This is a genomic window from Cellulomonas soli (assembly GCF_013409305.1).
GTDB classification, from domain to species: Bacteria; Actinomycetota; Actinomycetes; order Actinomycetales; family Cellulomonadaceae; genus Cellulomonas; species Cellulomonas soli.
This window is the reverse complement of the sequence record NZ_JACBZJ010000001.1, coordinates 520,837-544,904: the sequence shown is the minus strand read 5'-3', so window position 1 is coordinate 544,904 and position 24,068 is coordinate 520,837. Positions and strand designations below refer to the sequence as shown.

The window sequence follows — 24,068 nt, the reverse complement described above, 5'->3', positions numbered from 1 at the left end:
TCCCGACGGTAACATCCCGACGCGGGTGTCGGGAACTGGTGAGGCGGCCACGCGTGCGTGACAATGGCCCGATGCCTCGAATCGACGCCCCGACGGTGGCCGAGCACCACGTGATGCGCCGCCGCGCGATCGTCTCGGCCGCGCGCGACCTGCTGGGATCCGCGGGCGCCTCGGCCGTCACGCCCGCGGCCGTCGCCGGCCGTTCCGGCCTGGCCCGCACGAGCGTCTACCAGTACTTCCCGTCGACGGGAGCCCTGCTGGCCGCCGCGGTCGAGGCGACCTTCGTCGACGCGAACGACGCCCTCGCGGACGCCGTCGCCGACGCCCCCGGCGGCGACCCCCGCTCGCGCATCCACGCCTACGTGCAGGTCGGGCTGCGCCTGGCCGCACGGGACCACGGCCCGTTCCACCAGCTCACCCTCACCGGCCTCCCGCCCGAGTGCACCGACCGCGTGCGCGAGCTGCACGACGCGCTGCTCGCCCCGCTCCGGGCAGCGGTCGAGGAGCTCGGGGTGCGCGACACGACGCTGGTCACCGGGCTCGTCTTCGGGGCGATCTCGGCAGCCGTCCAGCTCGTCGACCACGGGCGTGACCTGGACGAGACGACCGCGGGCACGCTCGCCTTCATCGACGCGGGGCTCGCCGCCGCTGCCTGCTGACCCGGCGGCGCGCACCGTCTCGGGGACGACTCAGGGGCAGGTCAGGGGTTCACCCCATGCCGTCGGCGCGCGGCCGGTGCCAAGGTGGTCGAGGCGCGGGACGGTCCGCGCGCAGCACCCTGCCCGTTCGCCCCGCCCGTTGATCCCGCCCCGTTCCGATGAGGACCCCATGACCGCCCGTCGCACCCGTCCGCCCGTCGTCGTCGCAGGCCTGGTCCTCGCCCTGGTGGCCGGTGCCGCCGTGCTCACCGGCTGCGACGTGCCGAGCGGACCGCAGACGACCGAGCAGCGGGACGTGGGGGACGTGACCTCCGTGCGGCTGACGACGTCCGGCGACCTGACCATCGAGCAGGGGGACACCCCGCGGCTCACCGTGACCGCCGCGAAGGACGCGCTGCCGTACCTGACGAGCGACACGGCCGACGGCGCGCTGGAGCTCGGCGTCCGCAGCTCCCACCTCGGCGCGGCCACGGGCACGATCAGCTACCACCTCGTGGTCGGCGACCTCGAGCAGGTCGTCGTCGAGGGCTCCGGTGACGTCACGGCCGACGCCGCGACCGGCGAGCGGCTCGACGTGCAGGTGGACGGCTCGGGCGACGTCGACGTGCGCGGGGTCGACGTGGACGTGGTCACCGTGACGATCGAGGGGTCGGGCGCGATCGGCCTGACCGGCCGTGCAACCGGGCAGGCCGTGCGGATCGAGGGCTCGGGCGACTACCGGGCGCGCTCGCTCGACACCCAGGACGCCACCGTCTCGGTCGAGGGTTCGGGCGACGTCGAGGTGACCGCGAGCGGGACTCTCGGGGTGCGGATCTCGGGCAGCGGCTCGGTGACGCATGCCGGGGGCGCCACCGTGACCTCGGACGTGGACGGGTCGGGCCAGGTCCGGGAGGGCTGAGTCGACGCCGAGGTCGTCGGCACGCGGGTCCGCAGGCCTGCGGCTAGCGTGAGGCGCATGTCACCGGCGACCGAGCGCGAGCCCGAGGGTCGCGAGGCGTCTCCCGCCCCCGCCGAGGGCGTCGACGAGCCGACGGTCGACGCGACCGCGCAGACGTCCCCGCAGACGTCGCCGCCCCGACCGGAGCTCGGGGGTGAACGGTTCGTTGCGACGAAGGCACCGCCGCCCAGCCCACCGACGGTGTCGACAGGCCTGAGCCTGTGGGTCGGCAGCCTCGCGGTCGGGCTGCTCGCTGCCGGGTCGATCGTGCGCTCGCAGCCTGCGCTGCGCGACCAGTTCGCCCAGGAGGTCGTCGCAGCCGACCCGTCGACCACCCTCGGCACCGCGCAGGACGCCGCGAGCGTCCTCGTGTGGGTCGTCGTCGGCGGGCTTGCCCTCGTGTGGCTGGTGCACCTCGTGCTCGTGGTGCGCACGGCAGGCGCGCACGGGGGAGCGCGATGGGCGCTGATCGTGCTCGGCGTGCTCGGCGCCGGGGCGGTGCTCCTGCTGCAGGACGTCATCGCCGACCCGGACGTCATGCCCGTGCGGGACCTCAACCGGATCGCGCTGGTCGCGCAGGCCAGCCTCGCGCTGCTCGGCTCGCTGTTCCTGGCCACACGTTCCGCGGGACGCTGGTTCAAGGACGTGCGTCGACGGCGCTGACCGCCGCAGGCGCGGACAGGTCGCCGCCCGCGGTCGGCTCCTCGGGGTCGGTCCGGGCCGAGCTCAGCAGGTCACGCGCGGCGCGCACCACGTCGGGCAGCCGGTCCTCGTCCTGGACGAGGTCGAGCATCCGGACCAGCGCGTCTCGCGCCGATCGCCGTTCGCGTCGTTCGACCGCCACGTCGAGCGACCGCCGCAGCTCCTCCACACCGCTGCGCCGCGTGAGCTCGTCCGCCAGCGCGGGCGCGTCCATCGGGTTGCCGCGCAGCAGCGCCAGGCAGGTCCGCACCCCGAACATGCCGAGGCGGTCCAGCAGCGCCGCACGCGCGTCGGCGGTCACCGGGACGGACAGCGAGGGACGCCGGAACCGGTCCACCGACAGCAGGAGCTCCTCGACGACCTGACGGTCCAAGGACGCCAACGTGCACAGGTCGGCCGCCTCGGCCGCCTGCAGGGTCTGACCCGTCTCGGCGAGCAGGCCGGCCACCGGCAGCGCGGTGCTGCACACGGAGGTCAGGTCCGGGTCCTCCCGGTGCCGTCGGGCGAGCCGCTCTGCGGAGACCAGGGCGTCGATACGACCGGCACCGACCTCGTCGGCCCGGGCCACGACGGCGATCGTGCTGCCCGCCGCCCCCGACCCGCGCAGCCGCGCAAGGTCCCCCAGGTAGCGCACGTCCGAGCGCCGCACCTGACGCAGCAGGTACACGACCACGTCGATCTCCGACGTCGGTGCGCCCGCGACCAGGAACTCGTGCGACCGGCGCGAGGCCAGACCGGACAGCGAGTCGAGCCCCGGGGTGTCGACCAGGGTCAGCGCGCGCAGGGCGGGCGCAGGCCAGGCGACGTCCACATGGTCGATCTCGTCCGCCCGGGCGCCGCGCAGGTCGATCTCCAGCCCGCTGCGCCCCACCATCGCCGTGCTCTGCCAGGCGTGGCCCGTGCGCGGGTGGACCTCGACGTGCGGCACCTGCCCGTACCGGTACCAGGTGATCGCCTGCGTGCACTCGGTCGCATCCGAGGCGGCCACCCGGGCACCGACCAGGGCGTTGAGCAGCGTCGACTTGCCCGACTTGATCCGGCCCGCCAGGCCCACGGTCAGCGGCTGCCCCAGCGGACCGAGCAGGTCCCGCAACGCCGACCCGACGGCGTCGTCGTCGGCGTAGGCCTCGGCGGCCGCCTGCAGCAGGGCGCCGGCCCGTCGGACGGTCGGGTGCGGCGGCCCGTCGGGGCGCTCAGGTTCCGGGGCCCGGCGCCGGCGCCCCATGGCGCGGGTCAGGGCGTCCTCGCCGCTCACGCCGGCACCGCCTCGAGGGCGGGCAGTGCGTACCGCTGGGCGTCGGCGCGCAACCGTTCGAGGTCGGCGACCTGCTCGCGCAGCGCGCCGAGCGTGCCCGGTCGGTCCTGCGCACCCGTGCGCGTCGCCTCACGTGCGGAACGGATCGACTCGTCGAGCGAGCGCACGAGCTCGTCGGCGCGCGTCGTGAAGTGGTCACGGAGGACGCGTTGCAGCCGGCGCAGCCGGTCCTTGGAGTCCTTGCCCACCTGGAAGGCCACGTCGTCGAGGTGCCGCTTCACCGCGCCCTTGGCCTCCGCCTGACGGCGACGCACACGGTTGGCCTTGTCCTCGCGGTACGCGCGACCGCCCAGGATCACGCCGACGCCCACCGAGATCGGGTTGACGATCGACATGCCGAGCGCGATCGCGGTGACCATGCCGAACATGAGCACGCCGCCGTACGAGCCGCGCAGGGCGATGAGCGCCGCCTGCCCGCGAGAGACCGGCTCCAGCTTCACGCGCTCGAGCTGGGCGACCAGGTCCAGGGCCTCGCTGTCGTCGCCGCCCAGCAGCTCGGGCAGCTCGACGTCGGACGCGTCGAACTGCGCCGCGACGTGCGCGGCCAGCCACTGCGCCCGCTCGTGCGCCCACACGAAGTTCGCCGCGACCGTGGCCCGCACCCGCTGGGAGAGCCACTCGTCGAACTCGTCCCACACCGCGCCCGGGTCGCCGCCGTCGATCGCCTCCTCCGCCTCGCGGCCGATGCGACGCAACCGGTCCCGCAGGTCGTACTCGATGTCGGCGCTCAGGTCGGTCACGCCGTCCTGCAGCAGCTGCTGCCAGCGGGCGCTGCGCCGGCGCAGGTCGCCGGCGTTCTGCCGGCCGGTCTGCAGGCCGGCGATGAGGGTCGCCCCGCCGGCGGGGTCCTCGAGGGCCGCCAGCCGGGCGCGACCGGCCATCAGCAGGTGGTCGGTCACGGTCAGCACGTCGTGCGCGACCGAGCGTCGCGCCAGCACCCCGGCGTTGTCGACGACCTCGTCGCGCAGGTAGCGCACCAGCTCGGGGAACCCCGACTCGTCGTGCAGGCCGCGGTCCTGGCGGCGCGCGGCGAGCAGCCGCAACGTCGAGGACACCGGGATCAGACGGGCGCGCACACCCGCCTGCTGCAGGTGGCGGCGGTCGAGCTCGGCCACGGCCCGCCAGTGCGGGTACAGGTCCGTCTTGGTCAGCACGCAGGCGACGTTCGGGCACACCGCGAGCGCCTGCTGCAGGAACTCGATCTCGGGTGCCGAGTACTCCTGGCCGGCGTCCGAGACGAGCAGGACCGCGTCGGCCGAGGGGAGCGCGGACATGGTCGCCGCGCCGTCCGCCGAGCCGATGCCGCCCACGCCGGGTGTGTCGACGAGCACGAGACCGCCGGCCAGCACGTGCCGGGGCAGGCCGACCTCGGAGCAGTCGACGGGGGACCCGTCGGGCGCGCGGCGCTCCGCGACGTGCCGGGCGTGCGCCTCGACGGGCACGACGGTGCGGCGCAGGTGCGTGGGGTCCGGGTCGGGGGTGCCGTCGGGCGCGGTGGGCAGCCCGATGAGCACGGCCGTCGGCGCGGCCGACCAGCCCACGACCGTGGTCACCGACGTCGCGACGTCGTCGTCCACGGGGCACACGGGGGCGTTCACCAGCGCGTTGACCAGCTGGCTCTTGCCCTGCTTGAGCTCGCCGACGACGAGCACCCGCACGTGCGGGTCCTGCAGCCGTCGACGCGCCTGCCGCAGGCGGTCGAGCAGGTCGGACCGGTCGGCGTCGCGGGACAGCGCCTCGGCACGGTCGAGCAGATCCATCATCGGCAGCACGGCAGCTCCTCACGATCGCCCCGCACGCTGCGGGACGCGAACTCGACCGGCCCGGGAGAGCCCCGGGCCGGTCGGGCCCTCAGCGGTCAGACGTCGAGGTCGACGACGTCGTCGTCGGACGCGTCCTGGTACGAGCTGTCGTCGTCGATGAAGTCGTCGTCGGAGCTGTCGACCGAGTTGTCGATCTCGGTCTCGGAGTGGTCGTCGACGGAGTTGTCGATCTCCGTCTCCGTCTCGGTCTCGGTGGAGCTGTCGTTGCCCGAGTTGTCGACGTCGATGCCGTCGTCGTCGGAGTTGTCGGAGTTGTCGGTCCACGAGTTGTCGGTCACCGAGTTGTCGGAGTTGTCGGTCGTGGAGTTGTCCGAGTTGTCCGTCGCCGAGTTGTCGGTCGTCGAGTTGTCCGAGTTGTCCGTCCACGAGTTGTCGGAGTTGTCGGTCGTGGAGTTGTCGGAGTTGTCGGAGTTGTCGTTGAACGAGTCGGTCGCGTTGTCCGAGTTGTCGTTGTACGAGTCCGTCGCGTTCGTGGAGTTGTCCGAGCTGTCGTTGTAGGAGTCGGTGGCGTTGTAGGAGTCGGTCGTGTTGCCCTGGTTGGAGTTGTTGGTGTTGCCGACCGTGTTGTCCTCGCCCACCACGTTGCCGTCGCCCACGATCGCGGTGCCGGACAGGTCCCTGCCGGCCGCCACGCCGCCGCCGGACGCCGTCACGGTGTCCAGGTCGAACATCTGGTCGACGTCGCCGTCCGCCCAGATGTTCTGGTTCACCGACGAGTCGACGATCGTGTCGCGGTCGTCGATCGAGGTCGTGTTGTAGGTGTAGGTCTGGAAGACCTGCTGCAGCTGCGGGATGACGGCGCTGACACCGACGCTGCCGCTCGCGGCGAGCGAGGCGGCCTCGATGCCGCCGCCACCGTCGGAGCCGCCGGCCGAACCGCCACCACCCGTGGACGACTGCGTCGCGCCGAGCGTGTTCCCGCCCGTCGAGTAGTCACGGTCGAAGCTCGACGTCGAGGCGTCGGTCAGCACGGGCATGATGTCGTCGATGTCGACCGAGGTGATGTCGCCGAGGCCGTGGTCCTCGAGCGTGCCCTGCGGGTCCCTCGCGAAGGCCTCTGCGGTCTCGGGGTCTCGGAGCAGGTTGAGGATGAAGTCGAGCAGGGTGCTTGCGACGCTGGACATGATGCTCCCTTCGTTGGGCGTGCCGATCTGGTCGGCAGGACTCGACGCTACGGAGGTCGGACCGGGCACCCATCGGGGGTGCGGCCCCTCCTGGCAGGGGGGTGTTGGGGGGTGCGGCACGCCCAGGGGCGTGGCCGGTGCGCCGCGCGGTGGGCCGTGCGCCGGGTGGCGCGAACCCGTCCCGACGGGTGCGCCGCGACCGCCCGGGGCGACCGCGAGCCGTGACCTGCGGCGATCCCCGGAGCCCCGGGGGTGGCCGTTCCTGCGACCGTGACGAACCGGGGCAGAAGGTGCGTGTCGCCCACGCGGGGGGGATCATGCGGTACGGGTGGGGGGACGGCGATGCCGCCGTGCCGCACCGACCGACCGGTCCGTCGTGGGGCAGCTCCCCGCGGCCGCCGGTGCCGACGTCCGCGTGCGCGGCGGACGGCAACCGCGACCCCCTGTGGTCGCTCACACCTGCACGATGCTGTCGGTGCGCCGCGGGTCGGCGCTGTGGGGGACGAGAGCATGAACCACGACGACGTGGGGGCCCGCGGGGTCGCCCAGCTCGACGGGAGCGTCCGTCGGGGCCGGGAGGCTCCGGGCGCGCCTCGCCTGGTGGCGGTCGGCAGTCCCGGCGGGAGCGGCCCGGCGCTCGCCCCACCTGCGGGCCACGACCCGGTGGACCGCGGGCAGGTCGCCTCCCGCGCCCGACAACGCCTGGGCCACGCCCTCGACGAGCCGTCGGTCGACGCGCTGGTCGCGGCCACGGGCGGCGTCCTGAGCCTGGTCGACGCGGTGCTCGACGGCGCCGACGGCATCGGCCCGCAACCGTGGGACCGCCCGGCGGTGCTCGCCGCCTGGGACCCCGTGCGGCGCCTCGCGGGGGTCGACGCGCCGCGGCTCCCGCTCCTGCGGGAGGTCGTGCTGGCGATGAGCCTGGGCGCACCGCCCGACCCCGGCGTCCTGGCCGACGTGCTGCGGCGTGACCCGGGCGAAGTCGTCGAGGCGCTCGCGCACGTGCGTCGCAGCGGTCTGCTGGGCCCCGACGGTGCGGTCGTCCCCGCCGTGCGCGAGGCGGTGCAGGCGGTCGCACCGCCCGACCGCCGCGCGATCGTCCTCGGGCGGGTGATCGGTGCGCTCGAGGACCGCGGTGACACCCCGGCGCAGATCGTGCTGCGGACCGCCGACGTGGGCGTGCACCACCCGGGGCTCGCGGCGCAACGCATCCGTGCCGCCCGCGCGCTGGTGGAGGACGATCCGGCACGTGCGGCACGGCTGTTCGCCGACGCGGTCACGGCCGGCGCCGACGGGGCGGCGCTCGCGGTGGACCGTGCACGCAGCGCAGCGCTCGCGGGGGACGTGCCGACCGCGCTGCGGCTGGCCGACGACGCGCTCGCGCACTCCACGGGTCCGCGCGCGTCCGAGGCGGCGCAGGTGCTCGGAGCGGTCCTGACCCAGCAGGGCCTGGTCGGGCACGCGGCCGCGGTCTACCGGCCGTTGGCGGACGCCGGGGACGTCGCCGCCGCGCAGCTGTGGTCGCTGGCCGCGCTGACGACCGGCCAGGACGCAGGGCGCCGGGCCGACTGGCCCGTGGGGACGCGCCCGCCGAGCCTCGTCGACGGTGCGCGTGAGGCCATGGTGCGCGGCGTGCAGCAGTCGCTCGACGGCGCGGGCACCGGGGCGTTGTCGACGCTGCTGGAGTCCGCCGCCGTGCTGCGCACCCGCGGCCGCGCGGCGCTGCTTCCCGACACGCCGGCGGCCGTCGCGGCGCTCGTCGCGCTGCACGCGGGTGCGAGCGGGCATGCGGTGACCGTGCTGCGCGACGCGCTCGCGTGCGGGCTCGGCGGGCCGGTCGCGCAGCCGCGCCACCGGCTGCTGCTCGGCTGGACCGCCATGCTCGACGGTCGGCTCGACGAGGCCCGCGAGCAGGTCGCCCTGGCCGCACGCGCCGCCGGTGACGGTTTCGGCGCACGCGACGAGCTCGTGGCGCGCGCACTCGACCTGGGCGTGGCTCGGCGCTCGAACGACCTGGGTGGGCTGCTCGAGGCCTGGCCCGCGGCGCTCGACGCGCTCGTCCAGCGGCCCGTGGACCTGTTCGGTCTGCTGCCGCTCGGTGAGATCGCGGTCGCAGCCGCACGCCTGGGCCGGGCACCGCAGGTCGCGCCGCACCTGGCCCAGGCGACATCGCTGCTCGAGGGGCTGGGATCTCCCGTGCTGTGGTCGGTGCCGCACCACTGGTACGGCATCCAGGCGGCCCTGGTGTCCGAGCGCCCCGACCGGCTCGAACGGCACGCGCGGCCTCTGGTCGCCGCGGCCCGGCAGAGCGACTACGCCGAGGTGCTGGCCGAGGCCGCACGCGTCTGGGTGCAGGTCCTCGGTGCCCGGGTGGACCCGCCCGCGGTCGAGCGGGTGGCCCGCAGGCTCGTGGGCGTCGGGATGGCGTGGGACGGCGGGCGGCTGGTCGGGCACGCGGCGGCGCGCACGCCCGACCGTCGCTCGATGGTCGCCCTCCTGCAGCTCGCCCGGGCGCTGCGCCCGGCGAACGAGGAGCCACGCGCGCCGCACCGGGCACGACCGGTCGTGGCGAGCGGCGCGGCGGCACCGCCGCTGAGCGGGCGCGAGCTCGAGGTCGCCCGCCTCGTCGTGGAGGGCCAGACCTACCGGCAGATCGCCGAGCGCCTCTACATCTCGCCGAAGACCGTCGAGCACCACGTGGCGCGCATGCGTCAGCGCCTGGGGCTGCACACCCGGGCCGAGCTGCTGGCCCACCTGCGCGGGCTCCTCGCGCAGACGCCCGCCGGGGGCTGAGGGAGCGCGCAGGGGATGAGGGGGGATGAGGCGGGGATGACGAGCGGTGACGAGGTGAGGACGGACGGCATGGATGCGGACGAGGACGTCTTCGGGCCGGCTCTGGCGCGCGCCACCGTGCACGCGCAGCGCTGGCTCGCAGGTGCGGGAGACCGACGCGTGCCACCGCGCTCCTCGCCCGCGGAGGCTGCCCGCGCCGTCGCGGCGCCCCTGCCCGAGGGGCCCACACCTGCCGACGTCGTGATCGACGAGCTGGCGGCGCTTGCCGAGCCCGGGCTCATGACCTTCGCCTCCGGGCGGTTCTTCGGCTGGGTCGTCGGGGGTACGCAGCCCGCGCCGCTCGCCGCCGACTGGCTGGTCAGCGCCTGGGACCAGAACGTCGGCATGCGCGCGATGTCTCCGGGGCCTGCGGCGCTCGAGGACGTGGCCGGCGGGTGGCTGCTCGACCTGCTCGGGCTGCCCTCTGGGTCGGACGTCGGCTTCGTCACGGGCGCGACCTCGGCGAACCTCACGTGCCAGGCCGCGGCCCGCGACCGGGTGCTGCGCGCGGTGGGCTGGGACGTCGAGGAGCGCGGGCTCGCCGGTGGTCCGCACGTGCGGGTGCTGGTCGGGGCCGAGCGGCACGTCAGCGTCGACCTGGCGTTGCGGTACCTGGGCCTCGGGGTGCCCGAGCCGGTCGCGGTCGACGACCAGGGGCGGATCGACCCGGTGGCGCTCGGTGCCGCGCTCGCGGCGGGCGAGGGGCCGACGATCGTGTGCCTGCAGGCCGGGAACATCCACTCGGGGGCCTGCGACCCGATGACCGGGGCGGTCGCCGCGGCGCACGCGCACGGAGCGTGGGTGCACGTGGACGGGGCGTTCGGGCTGTGGGCCGCGGCGTCACCAGCCCTGGCACCGATGACCGCCGGGCTGGCCGGTGCCGACTCGTGGGCGACGGACGCGCACAAGACCCTCAACGTGCCGTACGACTGCGGCATCGCCGTGGTCGCCGACCCGCAGCCGCTGCGCCGCGCGATGGGGGTGCACGCGGCCTACCTGGCCGACTTCCAGGAGGCGGCCGACCCGGTGGAGAAGACCCCGGAGATGTCCCGGCGGGCGCGCGGCCTGCCGGTGTGGGCCGCGCTGCGCGCGCTCGGGCGCTCGGGGGTGGCCGAGCTGGTCGACGGCCTCGTCGCGCACGCGCGCGCGATCGCGGACGGGCTGGCCGGGATCGAGGGCGTGCAGGTGCTCAACGACGTGGTGTTCACCCAGGTGTCGGTGGCCTTCGAGGACGACGAGCGGACCAGGCGGGTCACCGCCCGGGTGCTCGCCGACGGCGAGACCTGGATGTCCGGGTCGCACTGGCGCGACCGGGACGTGCTGCGGGTCTCGGTGAGCAACGCGGCCACGACGGACGCCGACGTCGAGCGGGCGGTGGCAGCGGTCCGGCGGGCGGCGGAGGCGGTCTGACGCTTCCGCCGCCCCCCGGCCATCCGCCGCCGGGCCCGGCCCGGTCAGACGAAGCCGAAGACGGGCGGGAACACCACGACGACGACCGCGGCCCACACCGCGTAGACGGGCAGGTAGCGCGTCTGCCAGCGCTCGAGGTCGGCGAAGCCGCACCGGCGACGCAGGAACGCGAGCGTGAGCCACGCGGCCCGGACCAGGTGCACGAGCAGCAGCAGGTTGAGCCCGAGCGCGGCGACCTTGTTCGGGCTCGAGCCGAACTCGGCGATCCGGGCCGTCATCGCGGTCAGCAGCACGGCGTCGACCGCGATCGCCGCGATGACGAGCACGAGCTGCAGGGCGTCGAACAGCCCGGGGGCGGCGAGCGGGTCGCGCGCGGAGATCGAGTAGAGCAGCAGCGCCAGGACCAGCACGAGGATCGCGTCCATGACGATGAGCAGGTCGCGGTCGACCTCGACGAGCCCGCCGGCGCTGGCGAGCGCCCCGAGGACGGCGAGCAGCATGAGGATCGTCAGCGGCGTGAAGACGCGGGTCAGGACGGGGGCGATGTTCTCCACGACGTCCTTCTTGGCCTCGACCAGCCAGGCGGCCACGACGAGGGCGCCGGGGACGGCGAACGGCAGCACCCAGCCCGACATGACGGGTTCGAGGTCGATGTCGACGACCGAGAGGACCGCGGTCGTGAGCCCGAGGAGGACGCCGCCGCCCAGGGCGAGCAGCGTGAGGTAGATCGCGAGCTCGCCGGTGAACCGGACGACGTCCATGCGGCGGGCGTCGGAGCGCCATCGGCCTCCCGCGTACGCGACGGCGACGAGCACCCACAGGACGACGGGTGCGTGCAGCGCGGCCAGGACCGCGGTCGACCCGTCGACGGCGAAGGGGTAGGCGGTCAGCACGACGGCGAGCACGACGTACGGCACGGCGAGCGCCGCGACCGTCCGGGCGGCCAGCCGGCGCTTCCAGGCGAAGTACCCCACGAGGAACGGTGCGACGAGCAGCCCGATCGTGCGGGTGAGCACCGCGTCGTCGACCCAGGTGATCCCGGCCTTGACGGCCAGCCCGGCGCCGACGGCGAGCGCGAGGACGACCGCGAGCTCGTGCCACCCCGGGGTGCCGGCCGACGCGGTGCCGTCGGGGACGAGCACGAGCTGCTTCCAGAGTCGTTCGTGGTGCTCACGGGCGTACTCGCGGGAGATCGCGTCGAGGTCGCCGAGCCGCTTGATGGCGATGAGGAAGGCCTCCTCGTCGTCGAGCCCGGTCGCCCGCAGGTCGCCGACCTGGCCGCGCAGGTGGTCCTCGAGCTCGTCGACGTCGGCGGGGGAGATGGCCTGGCGGCGCTGGACGTAGCCGCGCCACAGGTCGATCTGGGTCTCGAGGTCGGTGTCCATCACGCCCACCCCTCGACGGTCAGCGGCGGTCGTTGCGTGGACTGCCAGACCTGCCGTAACGCGTCGGCGACGACGGTCCACTGCTCCTGGCGGTCGGTGAGCACCTCGCGGCCGGTCGGTGTGATCGCGTAGTGCTTGCGCTTGCGCCCGACGTCGGAGGTTCCCCACGAGGAGGAGACGTAGCCGAGCCGTTCGAGCCGGTGCAGCAGCGGGTAGAGCATGCCGTCGGTCCACTGCATGCGTCCGCCGGACAGCTCGCCGACGCGTTTGAGGATCGCGTAGCCGTACAGGTCGCCGTCCGCCAGGATCCCCAGCACGAGCGGGGTGGCCGAGGCGGCCACCAGGTCCTTGTCGATGCGCACGACGTCTCCTCTACCTAGATCTACGAGGTATCTAACCCTCGCGGTTCTAGGTATGGCAAGCGGCTCGTCACACCGGTGTGCGCACCAACTCCTCGACGGCCTCCCGGTCGAGCTCGCGGCCCGTCCACGCCGAGACCTGGGCGACCGCCCCCGCCAGCGCCTGCTCGTCGCCCGTCGAGGACGCGGCCAGGGCCTTGGCCCACAGGCGGCGCACCGCCCACACGAGCTCACGCGTGCGCAGCGCCTCCTGCACCCGGGCCATCTGCTCGTCGGTCGCCTCCAGGTCGAACACCGTGCGCAGCGTCTCCGGGATCTCCCGCCGGTAGTCGTGACCACCCTGGTCGAACACGCCAGGCGTGGGTGCGAGCGCGTTCTGCAGGTCGACGAACGTCGTGACGAACGAGACCGCGGGCAGCCACCGGGTGTGCCGCGGTGCCCCCGGCGGCCGCGAGTCCGTGGGCCCCAGCCAGTCGGGACGGCGCCAGAGCAGCGGGGCGGCGAACTTCGGCACCGGGTCGTCACCGTTCTGCAGCAGCAGGAAGCGCACCTGCGCCCGGACGTCGTCGGGCAGCGCGCGCCAGTCGCGGATCCCGCGCGGCAGGAAGAAGCCGCCGGGACCCACCTCCGGCACCTGGGTCACCGTCCGGGTGCCCCACAGCTCGGCGCGGAAGTCGGTCGAGGCGGGCGTGCCGATCCACACCGCCGCGTCGAGCCCGATGCCGTCCGGCCCGCTCGTGCCCTGCCCGCGGAACATCTCCTGGCTGACCTGCGAGCCCAGGCTCTCGCCGAACAGGTAGAACCGGGGCCGTGCGGCCGCCGGCCGGGCGAGCAGCCGCTCGACGACCCCGTTCACGACGATCCGGGTCTGGTCGGTCGCGTACCCCACCTTCGTCAACGACAGTGCCGAGGGCAGCACCGAGTACTGGATGCTCGCCGACGCGCAGTCACCCCGGGTCAGGTACTCCAGCGTCTCGCTCGCCACGTAGTTGACGTACCCCGAGCCTGTCGGCGAGAACAGGGCGAGCACCGACCGGTCGAGCGCCCCCGTGCGGTCGATCTCCGCGAGCAGCAGGTCGGCGCGCTCCTGCGGTGTACGAGCCGCGGCGAGCGATCCGTACACGCGGATCGGCTGGATCGCCGGCTCGCCCATGACTCGGGTGATCGTCTCGGGGCTCAGCGCCATCGACAGCCAGCGGCGCGACTCCCGGGTCTGGTCGTCCCACGTGGACAACGACCCCGGTCCGCCCGTCACCTCGGTCACCTCGGGCGGCTCGGCGTGCGCTTCCTCGAGCCCGGTACCGGCACGGTTCAGCACCGTGGTCGCCGCGGAGACCAGACCCCAGCCGAGCCCGTACAGCGCGCCGGTCGACGCCAGCCGCCCGAGGGCCCGGTGGTCGTCGGGGGCGCCGCCGAGCGTGAGCGCCGCCGCCCGTGCGGCCGTACCGGTGATCAGGGACTCGCCGCGGGCCGCCCCCATGAGCAGGCCGGTCACCGCCAGGCCCGAGGCGAGCGCGCGCGGCAGAGCGACCTCGCGCACGACGTCCTCGCGCGGGACGTCGTCGCCCGGTTCGAGCGATCCGCGCGTCGCGGTGCCCGGTCGCGTCATCGCGTACCCGACGCCCACGGCGCCCAGCGCGGTCAGCAACGACGCCGCCCGGGCACCGGGACGTCCGCGGCCGAGCTCCAGGCCGTCGGCGACCGTGCCTGCCGTGCCCGCGGCGCACAGACCCACGCCCGCGAGCCGGACGAGCGCGCGGCGCGGCGACTCGTGCTCGCGCGGGGGCACGAGCCGGGCCACCGCCAGCCCGGTCAGTGCGGCCGCGGCGTCGACCGCTGCGCCTGCCGCGACACGTCCGGCCGCGGACCGCGAGGACAGCGGGAACCGGTCGGCGGTCGAGCGCAGGAACGAGTGCGCGGTCACCCCCCAGCCGTACGCGGTCGCGGCCGCGACACCGCCGATCACGGCCTGGTCCCGGGTGCCCCGGGACAGCAGGTTCGGCTGGTACGACAGGCCCGTGCCGTACGCGCCGAGCAGGAGGCCGGCGCGCGCCGAGACGTCCAGGCCCCCGGAGTAGATCTGCCGCCGGCGGGCCTCGCTCATGCGCAGGATCGTCTTCACTGTCGGATCGCCTCTCCTCGGTCGGTGCCGCTAGACGTACTCGTGCCGGCGCAGCCACCGCATCGCGGCCGAGCCCCAGATCGGTGGCAGGTAGAACGTGACGAGCCGGAACGTGATCGCGGTGGACACGGCGATCGCGCTCGGGACGCCGATGGCCTGCAACCCGAGCGTGAAGCCGGCCTCGGCGACGCCCATGCCGCCCGGGACGGGCATGACCCCGGCGAACAGGCTCACCGCGGTGTTGATCAGCACGAGCTGCGAGAAGTGCGCGGTCTGCCCGAACGCGTGCAGGCACAGGGCCAGCACGGCGGCCTGCAGCAGCTGGGCCCCCAGGTTCCCGCCGAGCATCGCGCCGAGCTTCGCGGGCTTGCGCAGCACGCCGAGCGCCGAGTGCGCCGAACGGGCCTGCTCGGCCAGCGCGGCCCGGACCCGGGGCACCTGGCCGACGAGACCGCGACGCAGCCGGGGGACCGCCACGGTGACGACCGCGCCGAGGAGGACCAGGGCGACCAGCACGGCGACGAGCGAGGGGTCCGCCGCCTCGCTCGTCCCGGAGGAGGTGTCCGAGCCGGTCCCGAGGCTCGAGGTGAAGCCCGGCAACCCGCTGACCAGGATCAGCAGCACCAGTGCGACCTGCACGGTGAAACCGCTGACGCTGTCGATGACGCCGAACGTCAGGGCGGTTCCCGCGGCGATCCCGAACCGTTGGAAGAAGCGGACCTCGAGCGCCAGCCGCGCGGCGGTCGCCGGGAGCACGAGCGCGAGGAACCCGATCGCGTACTGCAGCATGAGCACCGGCACGTAGCGCAGGCGTGCGGTGGTCGACCCCATCGTCGAGACCGCGAGCGAGGCCTGGATGAACGGCGAGAGCAGCAGCGCGGCGACCAGCCAGGCCGGGTCCGCCGAGCGCAGCGCCTCGGCCACGCTCGCCAGGTCGGCGCCTGCCAGCAGCGTGACGACCAGGTAGGCGATCAGCCCGACGAGGGCCAGCGTCCCGATCGACCTCGGCGTGACACGGCGCAGGCGCTCCAGCGGAGGCGCCTGCACGCCGGTCGCGACGACGGCCGCGGACCGCAGGTCCTCCAGCGACCACTCGGCGGCCCGCACGGCGCCGCGGGTCTCGCGTCCGAGCGCCGCCGGCTGCAGGTACGGCAGGACCTGCGCGAGCCCGTCGGCCCCGACCGCCGCGACCGCCGCGTGCAAGGCCCGCTCCGGGCCGACCACGAGTGCCGTCGTGACGAGCAGCCGGGCCCGGTCGGTGTGCAGCTCGCCCTCCTCGGCGTTGAGGACGGCGGAGTCGAGGTCGGTCAGCGCCGCGGTGCCGTCGGCCCGGACGACGACGGACCGACCGTCGATGCGGCCGTGCGCGGTCCCGACGCCGTGCAGCGCGAGGACCGTCCGCCACGCGCCGGAGAGCAGGTCGTCGTCCGCCCGCGCCGCGCCGAGCTCGTCGAGGGACGCGCTCGGCGCGCTCGTCACCAGCAGGGCGTCGCCCTGCGCCGCCAGCCCGACCGCGATCACGTCGAGCACCGGCACGCCGGACCGGGCGGCCATGAGGGTCATCAGCGCCTCGTGCTCGACACGGGTGCGTCGGCTGCTGCCCAGGTGGGGGCGTTCCCCGCGACGGGTCAGTGCCGTCCACAGGGATCCGACCACCTGGCTGTCCCACGCGTCGCGGCCGAACACCTCGACCCGCAGGTCCGCTCCCCGGTCGGTCCGCGCGACCAGGAGCGTCCGCCCGCCGACCTCGCGCGGGGCGGCCGTCACCTGCGTGGTGACGACCCCGAGGTCCGCGAGCGCGACCCGGACCTGGTCCGGCGTGAGCCGCCCCTGCGGTGAGCCGAGCGCGAGATGGGTGAGGGCGGCCGCGCCGACGCCCACGGCGATGGCCGCACCCGCCCCGATGAGGTGCGTCGCCCCGAGACCGATCGCCGCCAGGGCCCCGACGCCGACGACGAACCGGCCGGTGTACCGCCAAGGTCGGGCCAGGTGCGGCGAGGCGGTCACGACGACCGCCGTGATGACGGCGACCCGCGTGGCGACGTACACCGCGGGCGGCCCGGAGCGCAGCAGGCCGTCGAGGCCGTCGGCGGGGGCGGTCCCGGCGAGCGCGCCCGTGCCGAGTGCGGCACCCAGGGCCAGCGCGGCGGCTGTCGCCTGGTCCACGAGCAGTCCGCGGCGGCCCCGGCTCACGACGGTGAGCAGCACGACCGCGGCGGCCCACAGCGCGAGGAACGCGTAGGCGAGGCTCCACACGCGGCCGAGCAGCGGTTCGAGGTGGGCGAGCAGCGTGTCGAGCGCGCGGTCGGCATCGGTCGGCCCGGGTGCCGCCAGCGCCAGCAGCCCGAGCGTGAGCACCGAGGCCGCGAGCAGCAGCACGTCGGTCGGTCGTCGCAGCCGCGGGGCGTCCGCAGCCGACGACCAGAGGCGCACGAGCCCGGCCGTGGGGGGGCGTGACGGGTCCCGCCTGACCGCCATCGAACCTCCCGGGCGCACCGACGGGTCGGCGCCAGCATGGCACCGGCACCCGTGCCCGGCACGGCGAGCGGGTCGCACGGCGCGACGGAGGACGAGGGTCCTTCGACCCGGGTCGTGGGGTGAGAGATCTCGGAAGATGGTTCCCGCGTCATGCACGCCCGGTAGCATCTGCGGACCGAGTGGACGATGACGGTGACCGATCGCCTGGAAGACGGGTGCGGTCGCCGGCCGGGGGGCCCGTCACGATCGGCGCTGACAGGGCGTTCCAGAAGCCGGCAGAGAGGTTCCCCGGATGGTGGTCGACGTGCGAGTGCGCACATCGGACGGTGGTCCCCGCGTCGACGTCCTCCCACCCCTCGGTCCTTCTCGTGCAGGGGGACTCGACGCCCTCGACACCCTCGTGCTGCCCGTCGTCGGTGCGCGGTTCCACGGGTCGCCGGCAGGCGGCCTCCTCCGGCTCGGCCGACTGGCCGGCTTCCGGGCCGCCGACGCCCGCGCGTTCGCGCGCTTCGCGGTGGTCGGGCTGGCGGCGAACGGCTCCTACGGGCTCGTGTTCCTGCTGGTCGGGGACCTGACGCACCGCGGCCCGGCCTTCCTGCACGTGCTGGCCACGGCCGTCTCGACGCTGGTGGCCAACGAGATGCACCGGCGGTTCACGTTCGCCCACGCCACCAAGCGTTCGTGGGTGCGCGGGCACGGCGTGGGGACGATGACCGCGTTGGCCGGGTTCCTGGCCACCAGTGCGGCGTTGTCCTGGTGGCACGTGATCGCGCCGGGTGCCAGCCACCTGAGCAGCGTCCTCGTGGTCTACGCGACCACCGCCGCAGTCGGGCTGGGCAACTTCCTGGCGCTGCGCCGCACGCTGGGTGCGCGGGGCACCGCCGCCGCCTGACCCGGCGGCCCCCCTCGCGCGGGCCGAAGACGTGCGGGCATGTCCGGCCTTCGACCCTGCCCTCGTGGCCCCGCCGAAGGGCGGCGTCGTTCAGGGATCGCAGTGGCACGCGTTGACGGCAGCACGAGGTGAACGCCCGCCATACTCTCCCCATGCCGAAGGCCCGAGACGCTCACGTGCAACGACGCCTGGGTGAGGCGGCCGCTCGGCAGACGCTGGTGCGTGTCGTCCGGGGCCTGCGACGGGCCGAGAGACTGGAGGGCTTCGTCCTGGGTGTCGGCGACACCTGGGTGCTGCTCGCTCGACTTGACCCGAACTTCATCGAGCTGGACGGCTACGTCTCGGTGCGGCTCGTCGACATCACGAAGGTCGAGGAGCGCGGCGGCCCGGACACGTTCGTCGGACGAGCACTCGCCGCACGGGGGCAATGGCCGCCGACCCCGGTCGAGGTCGACCTCGACGACACGGCTGAGCTCTTCCGCACCAGCGCCGAGCTGTCCCCCCTCGTCAACCTCTACATCGAGGCCGAGGACCCGGACATGTGCTTCGTCGGCAAGCCGGTGCGGTACACCAAGCGGAAGGTGCACTTCCTGGAGGTGACCCCCGAGGCCGAATGGCGCGACGACGGTCCGTCGAAGTGGTCTCTCGACGAGGTGACCCGCCTGGAGTTCTCGAGCCACTACATCGACGCACTCGCGCTCATCGCTCCCGCCGCTCCCGAGTAGCGGCGATGCAGCCGACGGTGCCGATCAGCCCGTCTTCCGTGGCTCGCCGTCTCACCGAGATCGTGAGATGGCCCGGCGCTCAGCCGGTCAGTGACGAGGTGAGCATCGCTGCGACGACGTCCGCAGCCTCCTGCTCGCCGAGCTCCTCGCGACGCAGCGCGCGCAGCACCAGCACGCCGATGAGCCCTTCGGTCAGCAGCGTGACCGGTGTCTGCGGGTGCATCGCACCCTCGTGCACGGCGGCCTGCAGTCGCTCCTCGACGGCGAGGGGTGCCCCGCCGACGCGCTCCTCGAGCCGGGCAGCGACGTCGCGGCTCTCGGAGGCCGCGGCGACGAGCGAGCGCAGCAGCGAGGCGGTGTCCGGGTCGCGGGTGCCGCGCACGATCGCGACGAACCAGGCGGTGACGTCGGCGACGACGTCGTCCGTGCGGGGGCACTCGAACGGCCCGGGCATGAGCATGCCTTCGAGCAGCCCCTCGGCGATGACGGCGCTCTTGGACGGCCACCAGCGGTAGATCGTCTGCTTGCCGACCCCGGCCCGGGCGGCGATGCGCTCGATCGAGAGCCGTTCGTACCCGAGCTCGGCGATGAGCGAGCGGGTCGCCTCGAGCACCGCCAGGCGCGCGCTGTCGGAGCGCGTGCGACCGCGGCGTCTGGGGGCTTCCACGGACCGCATGCTAGCGGCGGTCTTTTGAGAAACGGACCGTCTCGTATTACTTTGTCGTCCCGTCGGCGCCGCCGACGCACGGTCACGGACGCACGTCACGGGCCTGCCGCCGTCGCGCACGTGTGCGCGGTCCGAAGGAGACGCCCGTGGCCGAGGTCCTGTACCGGTGGGGGCGGGCCTGCGCCCGCAGGGCACGGACGGTCGTCGTCGTCTGGCTCGCCGTGATCGCGCTGGCGGGCCTGGTGTTCGCGGTCGGGCGCGGCCCGCTGACCACGAGCTTCGACATCCCCGGGACCCCGACCGCCCAGGTCACCGACCAGCTCGCGCGCGAGCTGCCCGACCTCGCCGGCGCCTCGGGCACGATCGTGTTCCACACGCAGGGCGGCAGCGCGTTCACCGACGCCCAGCGCGCCCAGGTCGCCGAGGTCGTCGCGGCGCTCGGCCAGGTCGACCACGTGGTCGCCGCGACCGACCCGTTCGCGACCCAGGCGCAGATCGACACGCAGACCGCCCAGGTCGCCGACGGCCAGGCGCAGCTCGCGCAGGCCCGCGACGAGCTGACGACCGCGCAGGCCCAGCTCGACGCCGCACGCGCGCAGGTCGCGCAGTCCGGTCTCGCCGGGGCCGCCGCGACCGAGGCGGGCGCCCAGGTCGACGCCCAGCAGGCCCAGCTCGACGCCGGTGCCCAGGAGCTCGAGGCGCGCAGCGCCCAGCTGTCCACCGCGGCCACGCTCCTCGACCTGGCCGGCGGCATCCGCCTGGTCTCCGAGGACGGCAGCGCCGCGCTGTCCACCGTCGCGTTCGACGCCACGCAGCTCACGCTGCCCGACGAGGTCAAGGCCGCGGTCATGCAGACGGTCGAGGACCGCCCGGTCGACGGCGTCGCGGCGGACTTCTCGGGCACCATCTCGCAGGAGGTGCCGCAGGTCATCGGTGTGGGGGAGGCCGTGGGCGTGCTGCTCGCCGGCGTCGTCCTGCTCGTCATGCTCGGCACGTTCGTCGGGGCCGGGCTGCCCATCGTGTCCGCGCTCGTCGGGGTCGCCGTGGGCGTGCTGGCCTCGCTCGCGCTGTCCGGGCTCGTCGACATGGCCTCGGTGACGCTCGTGCTCGGCGTCATGCTCGGGCTGGCCGTCGGCATCGACTACTCGCTGTTCATCATCAACCGGCACCGGGTGCAGCTACGTCTGGGCGTCGACCTCGAGGAGTCGATCGGGCTGGCCAACGGCACCTCGGGCAACGCGGTCGTCTTCGCCGGGAGCACGGTGCTGATCGCGCTGCTCGCCCTCAACGTCACGGGGGTGCCGTTCCTCGGCCTCATGGGCACGGTCGGGGCGATCTGCGTCGGTGTGGCGATCCTCGTCGCGATCACGCTGACGCCCGCGATGCTCGCGCTCGTCGGCCGCCGGGTGCTGCCGCGCCGCGAGCGGGAACCGGTGGCGGCCGCCGCGCCCGTGACGCCCGTCGCGGCCGGGGCGCGGCCCATGCGGACCCGCCGTGCCGTGGCCACGCTCGTGCTCGGGGTGGCCGCCCTCGGGGTGCTGGCGATCCCGTCCGCCTCGATGCGCCTGGGTCTGCCGGACGGGTCGGCCGAACCCGTGGAGTCCACGCAGTACCGCGCGTACACGACGACGCGCGACGCGTTCGGAGCGGGCGCCAACGGGCCGCTGCTCGTCGTCGCCGAGGTCGTCGACGCCCCGGCCGAGGAGGCCCTCACGGCCGCCCAGGCGGAGATCGCCACGCAGCTGGCCGCCGTGGCCGACGTCGCGGCGGTCGCCCCGGTGGCCGCGTCCGCCGACCGGTCGGTGCTCGCGTTCCAGGTCGTGCCGCTCGACGGCCCTGACAGCGAGTCGACCCAGACGCTCGTCGAGGAGCTGCGCGCGCTGTCCCCGCTGCCGGACGGGACGAGCCTGGGGGTCGCCGGCCAGGCCAGCGGCAACATCGACATCTCCGTCAAGCTCGCCGACGTGCTGCCGCTCTACCTGGCGGTCGTCGTGGGGCTGTCGCTGGTCATCATGATGATCGCGTTCCGGTCGGTGCTCGTGCCCGTGGTCGCCACGGCCGGGTTCATGCTCTCGTTGGCCGCGACCTACGGCGGGCTCGTCGCGGTGTTCCAGTGGGGGTGGCTGGGACCGGTGTTCGGCGTGCACGACCCCGGCACGATCCTCAGCTTCCTGCCGATCATCCTCGTCGGGATCCTGTTCGGCCTGGCCATGGACTACCAGCTGTTCCTCGTCTCGGGCATGCGCGAGGCGTTCGTGCACGGGGCGAGCGCGCGGGAGGCGGTGTCCCGGGGCTTCCGCGCCGGCCGGACGGTCGTGCTGGCGGCCGGGCTGATCATGGTCGCGGTGTTCAGCGGGTTCGTGTTCTCCGAGTCGGCGATCATCCGCTCGCTCGGGTTCGGCCTGGCGTTCGGCGTGCTGGTCGACGCGTTCGTGGTGCGCATTCTGCTGGTGCCGGCGGCGATGCACCTGCTGGGCGGCGCGGCGTGGTGGATGCCCCGGTGGCTCGACCGCGTGGTGCCGAACGTCGACGTCGAGGGTGCGGCCCTGGAGCGTCGCCACCACGCCGTCTGACCGCGCGGCGCCGGAGGAGTCGGGTCGTACACGTCAGAGGCCGAGCAGCCGCTCGCTGCGCTCCCACAGCCCGCGGGCCAGCTTCGGGTCGTCCGCGCGGGGCGAGGTCGCGGCCGGGCGGCAGCGTTCGTAGTACCCGCCGGACGTCCAGGTGCTGCCCGGGGTGCCCTCGGCGAGCCAGACCAGGCAGTCGGCACCCTTGTCCGGCGTGACGAGCGCGAGCCGGGCGAGCGGGGTGCGGTAGACGAACCGGAACCAGCTGGTGGTCTCGTTCGCGAAGTTCGTCGCGACCATGCCGGGGTGGAAGGCCGCAGAAGCCAGGCCCTGGTCGGCGAACCGCCGGTGCAGCTCCCGGGTGAACAGGACGTTGGCCAGCTTGGCGTCCCCGTACGCCTTGTGCGGGGTGTAGGCGCGCTCGTTCTGCAGGTCGTCCAGGTCGAGCCCGCTGAACGTGCGCGCCGCGACGCTCGAGGTCTGGATCACCGTCGCCGAGCTCGCGACCAGCGTCCCCATCAGCAGGTGCGTGAGCAGGAACGGGGCCAGGTGGTTCACCTGGAACGTCGTCTCGAACCCGTCGACGCTCAGCGCTCGGGCGCCCAAGATCCCGCCGGCGTTGTTGGCGAGCACATCGATCCGCGGGTAGGCCTCCAGGAGCTCGGCGGCCAGCCGGCGGACCTGCGCGAGGTCGGCGAAGTCGGCCACGTGCGACGGCACACCCAGCGCGGCCGCCACCGCGGCGGTCTTCTCGGGCGAACGGCCCACCAGCACGACCTGCTCGCCCGCGGCGACGAGGCGACGGGCGGCAGCCGCACCGATGCCGTCGCTGGCACCGGTGAGCACGACGGTCTTCCCGGCCATCCGCTCAGCCCACCTCGCGCAGGCACTGCACGATGTCGCCCACCTCGAAGTACCCGTCGCTCGACGTGCCGCAGTCCTCCGCCGAGCCGACCTCGCTCACGACCTGGTACTGCGCGTCCGGCGAGTCGCACTCGATGCTGAAGTACTCCGACGTCGGGGTCTGCGCGGACCAGCACGAGCCGACACCGGAGCCCTGGGAGCTCGTGGTGTCGTCGGTCGTCGCGACGGCGACCACCACGAGCAGCAGGATCGTGCCGAGCACGAGAGGTCCCCACCCCACGCGCCGGACCCAGGGCAGGAAGCCGCGCGGTCGGGGGGACGGGCCCCAGAACTGCCAGTCGGCGGGTGCGGCCGGCCAGGCCGGGTCGACCAGGTGCCCGCGGCGAGGGTCGAACCCTCGGGGGACGTCCCAGCCCGGAGGCGCCTGGAAGGACGTGCCGGCACCCGGCGCGGCGGTGGCGGGGACAGGAGGGGCGACGGGGATCACGCGGCACCGTCCGTGCTGCCGGTGCTGCCGGTGCTCGCGTGCTGCCGGATGCCGGCCAGGTGCGCGGGGCTGAGCTCAAGCGCGGCGGCGAGGGCGTCGATCGGCGGGTCGGTGACCGGCGCACCGTCGGGACCCCAGGCCTCGGCCAGGCCCAGCAACCGACGGGCGAAGTCCTCGCGACCGGCCGGGCTCAGGTGCCGGGCGGCCGTGGCGACGTACCGCTGGGCCGTGGCCCGGTCGGTGAACGCCGCGATGTCGACGAGCAGGCGGGCCTCGTCGTACGTGCCGACCCCGGGCGCTGCGCCGATGCGGCGGATTGCCTCCTCGGTGGCGCGCGGCGTGCTCCCTGCCGAGGCGACCACGTGGGCCAGGGCCGCCCGGGTGGCCAGGCCGAGCTGGTGCTCGAGCTGCTCGGTGGTCGGGATCTCGAGCACGGCCTCGCGGTACGTGCCCTTGCAGGTCGTGCACTCGACGAACGGCTCGAGTCGCTGCAGCGGGATCACCGGGACGAAGAAGAGCGTGAACCAGCGGCGCGGCCGCACGTGCCGGTACTCGCGGTCCTGCTGGCAGGTCGGGCAGTGGAACAGCCCCAGCCCCAGCACCTCCATGACCGCTCGCCAACCCCAGATGATGAACACGCTGCTCCCCTCGTTTCCCCTCGTTGACGACGACGGGACGCATCGTGGCACGGTCCGGACCGTCCGCGTGGCCGAATGCGCG

Annotated in this window: 19 protein-coding genes; 8 read left to right on the top strand and 11 right to left on the bottom strand. The window is 74.4% G+C overall.

Going from position 1 to position 24,068, the window contains the following annotated elements; all coding sequences use genetic code 11:
• Positions 1 to 71: 71 nt before the first annotated feature.
• The 3 genes from BKA22_RS02420 (at position 72) to BKA22_RS02410 (ending at position 2,259) form a co-directional block, all read left to right on the top strand.
• Positions 72 to 659, top strand: coding sequence for a TetR/AcrR family transcriptional regulator (locus BKA22_RS02420; protein ID WP_146951289.1), 588 nt, complete (start codon positions 72 to 74; stop codon positions 657 to 659).
• 169 nt (positions 660 to 828) lie between these two features.
• Positions 829 to 1,557: a GIN domain-containing protein gene (locus BKA22_RS02415; RefSeq protein ID WP_146951288.1), complete on the top strand. Its 729-nt coding sequence runs from the start codon at positions 829 to 831 to the stop codon at positions 1,555 to 1,557.
• 57 nt (positions 1,558 to 1,614) lie between these two features.
• Positions 1,615 to 2,259: a hypothetical protein gene (locus BKA22_RS02410; protein ID WP_146951287.1), complete on the top strand. Its 645-nt coding sequence runs from the start codon at positions 1,615 to 1,617 to the stop codon at positions 2,257 to 2,259.
• Here the strand turns inward: BKA22_RS02410 and BKA22_RS02405 are convergent.
• From BKA22_RS02405 to BKA22_RS02395, 3 genes are all read right to left on the bottom strand, one after another.
• The gene (locus BKA22_RS02405) at positions 2,234 to 3,553 is read right to left on the bottom strand and encodes a dynamin family protein (RefSeq protein ID WP_146951286.1); all 1,320 of its coding nucleotides are present in this window, start codon (positions 3,551 to 3,553) and stop codon (positions 2,234 to 2,236) included. The genes BKA22_RS02410 and BKA22_RS02405 overlap by 26 nt on opposite strands.
• Entirely contained in the window at positions 3,550 to 5,376 is a 1,827-nt protein-coding gene (locus BKA22_RS02400) for a dynamin family protein (RefSeq protein ID WP_218866830.1), read from the bottom strand. The genes BKA22_RS02405 and BKA22_RS02400 overlap by 4 nt, the downstream gene beginning before the upstream one ends.
• A gap of 95 nt (positions 5,377 to 5,471) precedes the next feature.
• Positions 5,472 to 6,560: an IniB N-terminal domain-containing protein gene (locus tag BKA22_RS02395; protein ID WP_146951284.1), complete on the bottom strand. Its 1,089-nt coding sequence runs from the start codon at positions 6,558 to 6,560 to the stop codon at positions 5,472 to 5,474.
• A 510-nt stretch (positions 6,561 to 7,070) separates the two neighbouring features.
• Between BKA22_RS02395 and BKA22_RS02390 the strand changes: the two genes are divergently transcribed.
• The gene (locus BKA22_RS02390) at positions 7,071 to 9,353 is read left to right on the top strand and encodes a helix-turn-helix transcriptional regulator (RefSeq protein ID WP_146951283.1); all 2,283 of its coding nucleotides are present in this window, start codon (positions 7,071 to 7,073) and stop codon (positions 9,351 to 9,353) included.
• Positions 9,354 to 9,422: 69 nt separating this feature from the next.
• Entirely contained in the window at positions 9,423 to 10,802 is a 1,380-nt protein-coding gene (locus tag BKA22_RS02385) for a pyridoxal phosphate-dependent decarboxylase family protein (protein ID WP_146951535.1), read from the top strand.
• A 44-nt stretch (positions 10,803 to 10,846) separates the two neighbouring features.
• Here BKA22_RS02385 and BKA22_RS02380 read toward each other — a convergent pair whose 3' ends face one another.
• The 4 genes from BKA22_RS02380 to BKA22_RS02365 all read right to left on the bottom strand — a co-directional run bounded on the left by BKA22_RS02380 (position 10,847) and on the right by BKA22_RS02365 (position 17,146).
• The gene (locus BKA22_RS02380; RefSeq protein WP_218866484.1) at positions 10,847 to 12,187 is read right to left on the bottom strand and encodes a permease prefix domain 1-containing protein; all 1,341 of its coding nucleotides are present in this window, start codon (positions 12,185 to 12,187) and stop codon (positions 10,847 to 10,849) included.
• The gene (locus tag BKA22_RS02375) at positions 12,187 to 12,549 is read right to left on the bottom strand and encodes a PadR family transcriptional regulator (RefSeq protein WP_146951281.1); all 363 of its coding nucleotides are present in this window, start codon (positions 12,547 to 12,549) and stop codon (positions 12,187 to 12,189) included. The genes BKA22_RS02380 and BKA22_RS02375 overlap by 1 nt, the downstream gene beginning before the upstream one ends.
• 67 nt (positions 12,550 to 12,616) lie before the next feature.
• Positions 12,617 to 14,650, bottom strand: coding sequence for an alpha/beta-hydrolase family protein (locus BKA22_RS02370; RefSeq protein WP_146951280.1), 2,034 nt, complete (start codon positions 14,648 to 14,650; stop codon positions 12,617 to 12,619).
• Positions 14,651 to 14,698: 48 nt separating this feature from the next.
• The gene (locus BKA22_RS02365) at positions 14,699 to 17,146 is read right to left on the bottom strand and encodes a lysylphosphatidylglycerol synthase transmembrane domain-containing protein (RefSeq protein WP_146951279.1); all 2,448 of its coding nucleotides are present in this window, start codon (positions 17,144 to 17,146) and stop codon (positions 14,699 to 14,701) included.
• A 304-nt stretch (positions 17,147 to 17,450) separates the two neighbouring features.
• Here BKA22_RS02365 and BKA22_RS02360 point away from each other — a divergent pair, with 304 nt between their 5' ends.
• Positions 17,451 to 18,038: a GtrA family protein gene (locus BKA22_RS02360; protein ID WP_179561611.1), complete on the top strand. Its 588-nt coding sequence runs from the start codon at positions 17,451 to 17,453 to the stop codon at positions 18,036 to 18,038.
• Positions 18,039 to 18,190: 152 nt separating this feature from the next.
• Positions 18,191 to 18,763, top strand: a complete 573-nt coding sequence (locus tag BKA22_RS02355) for a hypothetical protein (RefSeq protein ID WP_146951277.1) — start codon at positions 18,191 to 18,193, stop codon at positions 18,761 to 18,763.
• Positions 18,764 to 18,842: 79 nt separating this feature from the next.
• Here the strand turns inward: BKA22_RS02355 and BKA22_RS02350 are convergent, their stop codons facing one another.
• A complete protein-coding gene (locus BKA22_RS02350; RefSeq protein ID WP_179561610.1) occupies positions 18,843 to 19,430 on the bottom strand; it encodes a TetR/AcrR family transcriptional regulator in 588 nt (195 codons plus the stop codon).
• Positions 19,431 to 19,576: 146 nt separating this feature from the next.
• Between BKA22_RS02350 and BKA22_RS02345 the strand changes: the two genes are divergently transcribed.
• A complete protein-coding gene (locus BKA22_RS02345; protein ID WP_146951275.1) occupies positions 19,577 to 22,003 on the top strand; it encodes an MMPL family transporter in 2,427 nt (808 codons plus the stop codon).
• A gap of 33 nt (positions 22,004 to 22,036) precedes the next feature.
• On the opposite strand, the gene BKA22_RS02340 is transcribed toward BKA22_RS02345, so the two are convergent.
• From BKA22_RS02340 to BKA22_RS02330, 3 genes are read right to left on the bottom strand one after another with little or no spacing between them, the layout of a single operon-like run.
• Positions 22,037 to 22,861: an SDR family NAD(P)-dependent oxidoreductase gene (locus tag BKA22_RS02340; protein ID WP_146951274.1), complete on the bottom strand. Its 825-nt coding sequence runs from the start codon at positions 22,859 to 22,861 to the stop codon at positions 22,037 to 22,039.
• A 4-nt stretch (positions 22,862 to 22,865) separates the two neighbouring features.
• The gene (locus BKA22_RS02335) at positions 22,866 to 23,348 is read right to left on the bottom strand and encodes a hypothetical protein (RefSeq protein WP_146951273.1); all 483 of its coding nucleotides are present in this window, start codon (positions 23,346 to 23,348) and stop codon (positions 22,866 to 22,868) included.
• A complete protein-coding gene (locus BKA22_RS02330; RefSeq protein ID WP_146951272.1) occupies positions 23,345 to 23,986 on the bottom strand; it encodes a zinc-ribbon domain-containing protein in 642 nt (213 codons plus the stop codon). Before BKA22_RS02330 ends, BKA22_RS02335 begins: the two co-directional genes overlap by 4 nt.
• Between the last annotated feature and the right edge of the window lie 82 nt (positions 23,987 to 24,068).

What these genes read in the sequence shown, in the direction of transcription:
- BKA22_RS02420 (WP_146951289.1), top strand. Translation starts at nt 72, where the DNA reads ATGCCTCGAATCGACGCCCCGACGGTGGCCGAGCACCACGTGATGCGC.
- BKA22_RS02415 (WP_146951288.1), top strand. Translation starts at nt 829, where the DNA reads ATGACCGCCCGTCGCACCCGTCCGCCCGTCGTCGTCGCAGGCCTGGTC.
- BKA22_RS02410 (WP_146951287.1), top strand. Translation starts at nt 1,615, where the DNA reads ATGTCACCGGCGACCGAGCGCGAGCCCGAGGGTCGCGAGGCGTCTCCC.
- BKA22_RS02400 (WP_218866830.1), bottom strand. Translation starts at nt 5,376, where the DNA reads ATGATGGATCTGCTCGACCGTGCCGAGGCGCTGTCCCGCGACGCCGAC.
- BKA22_RS02395 (WP_146951284.1), bottom strand. Translation starts at nt 6,560, where the DNA reads ATGTCCAGCGTCGCAAGCACCCTGCTCGACTTCATCCTCAACCTGCTC.
- BKA22_RS02390 (WP_146951283.1), top strand. Translation starts at nt 7,071, where the DNA reads ATGAACCACGACGACGTGGGGGCCCGCGGGGTCGCCCAGCTCGACGGG.
- BKA22_RS02385 (WP_146951535.1), top strand. Translation starts at nt 9,423, where the DNA reads ATGGATGCGGACGAGGACGTCTTCGGGCCGGCTCTGGCGCGCGCCACC.
- BKA22_RS02380 (WP_218866484.1), bottom strand. Translation starts at nt 12,187, where the DNA reads ATGGACACCGACCTCGAGACCCAGATCGACCTGTGGCGCGGCTACGTC.
- BKA22_RS02370 (WP_146951280.1), bottom strand. Translation starts at nt 14,650, where the DNA reads ATGAGCGAGGCCCGCCGGCGGCAGATCTACTCCGGGGGCCTGGACGTC.
- BKA22_RS02365 (WP_146951279.1), bottom strand. Translation starts at nt 17,146, where the DNA reads ATGGCGGTCAGGCGGGACCCGTCACGCCCCCCCACGGCCGGGCTCGTG.
- BKA22_RS02355 (WP_146951277.1), top strand. Translation starts at nt 18,191, where the DNA reads ATGCCGAAGGCCCGAGACGCTCACGTGCAACGACGCCTGGGTGAGGCG.
- BKA22_RS02340 (WP_146951274.1), bottom strand. Translation starts at nt 22,861, where the DNA reads ATGGCCGGGAAGACCGTCGTGCTCACCGGTGCCAGCGACGGCATCGGT.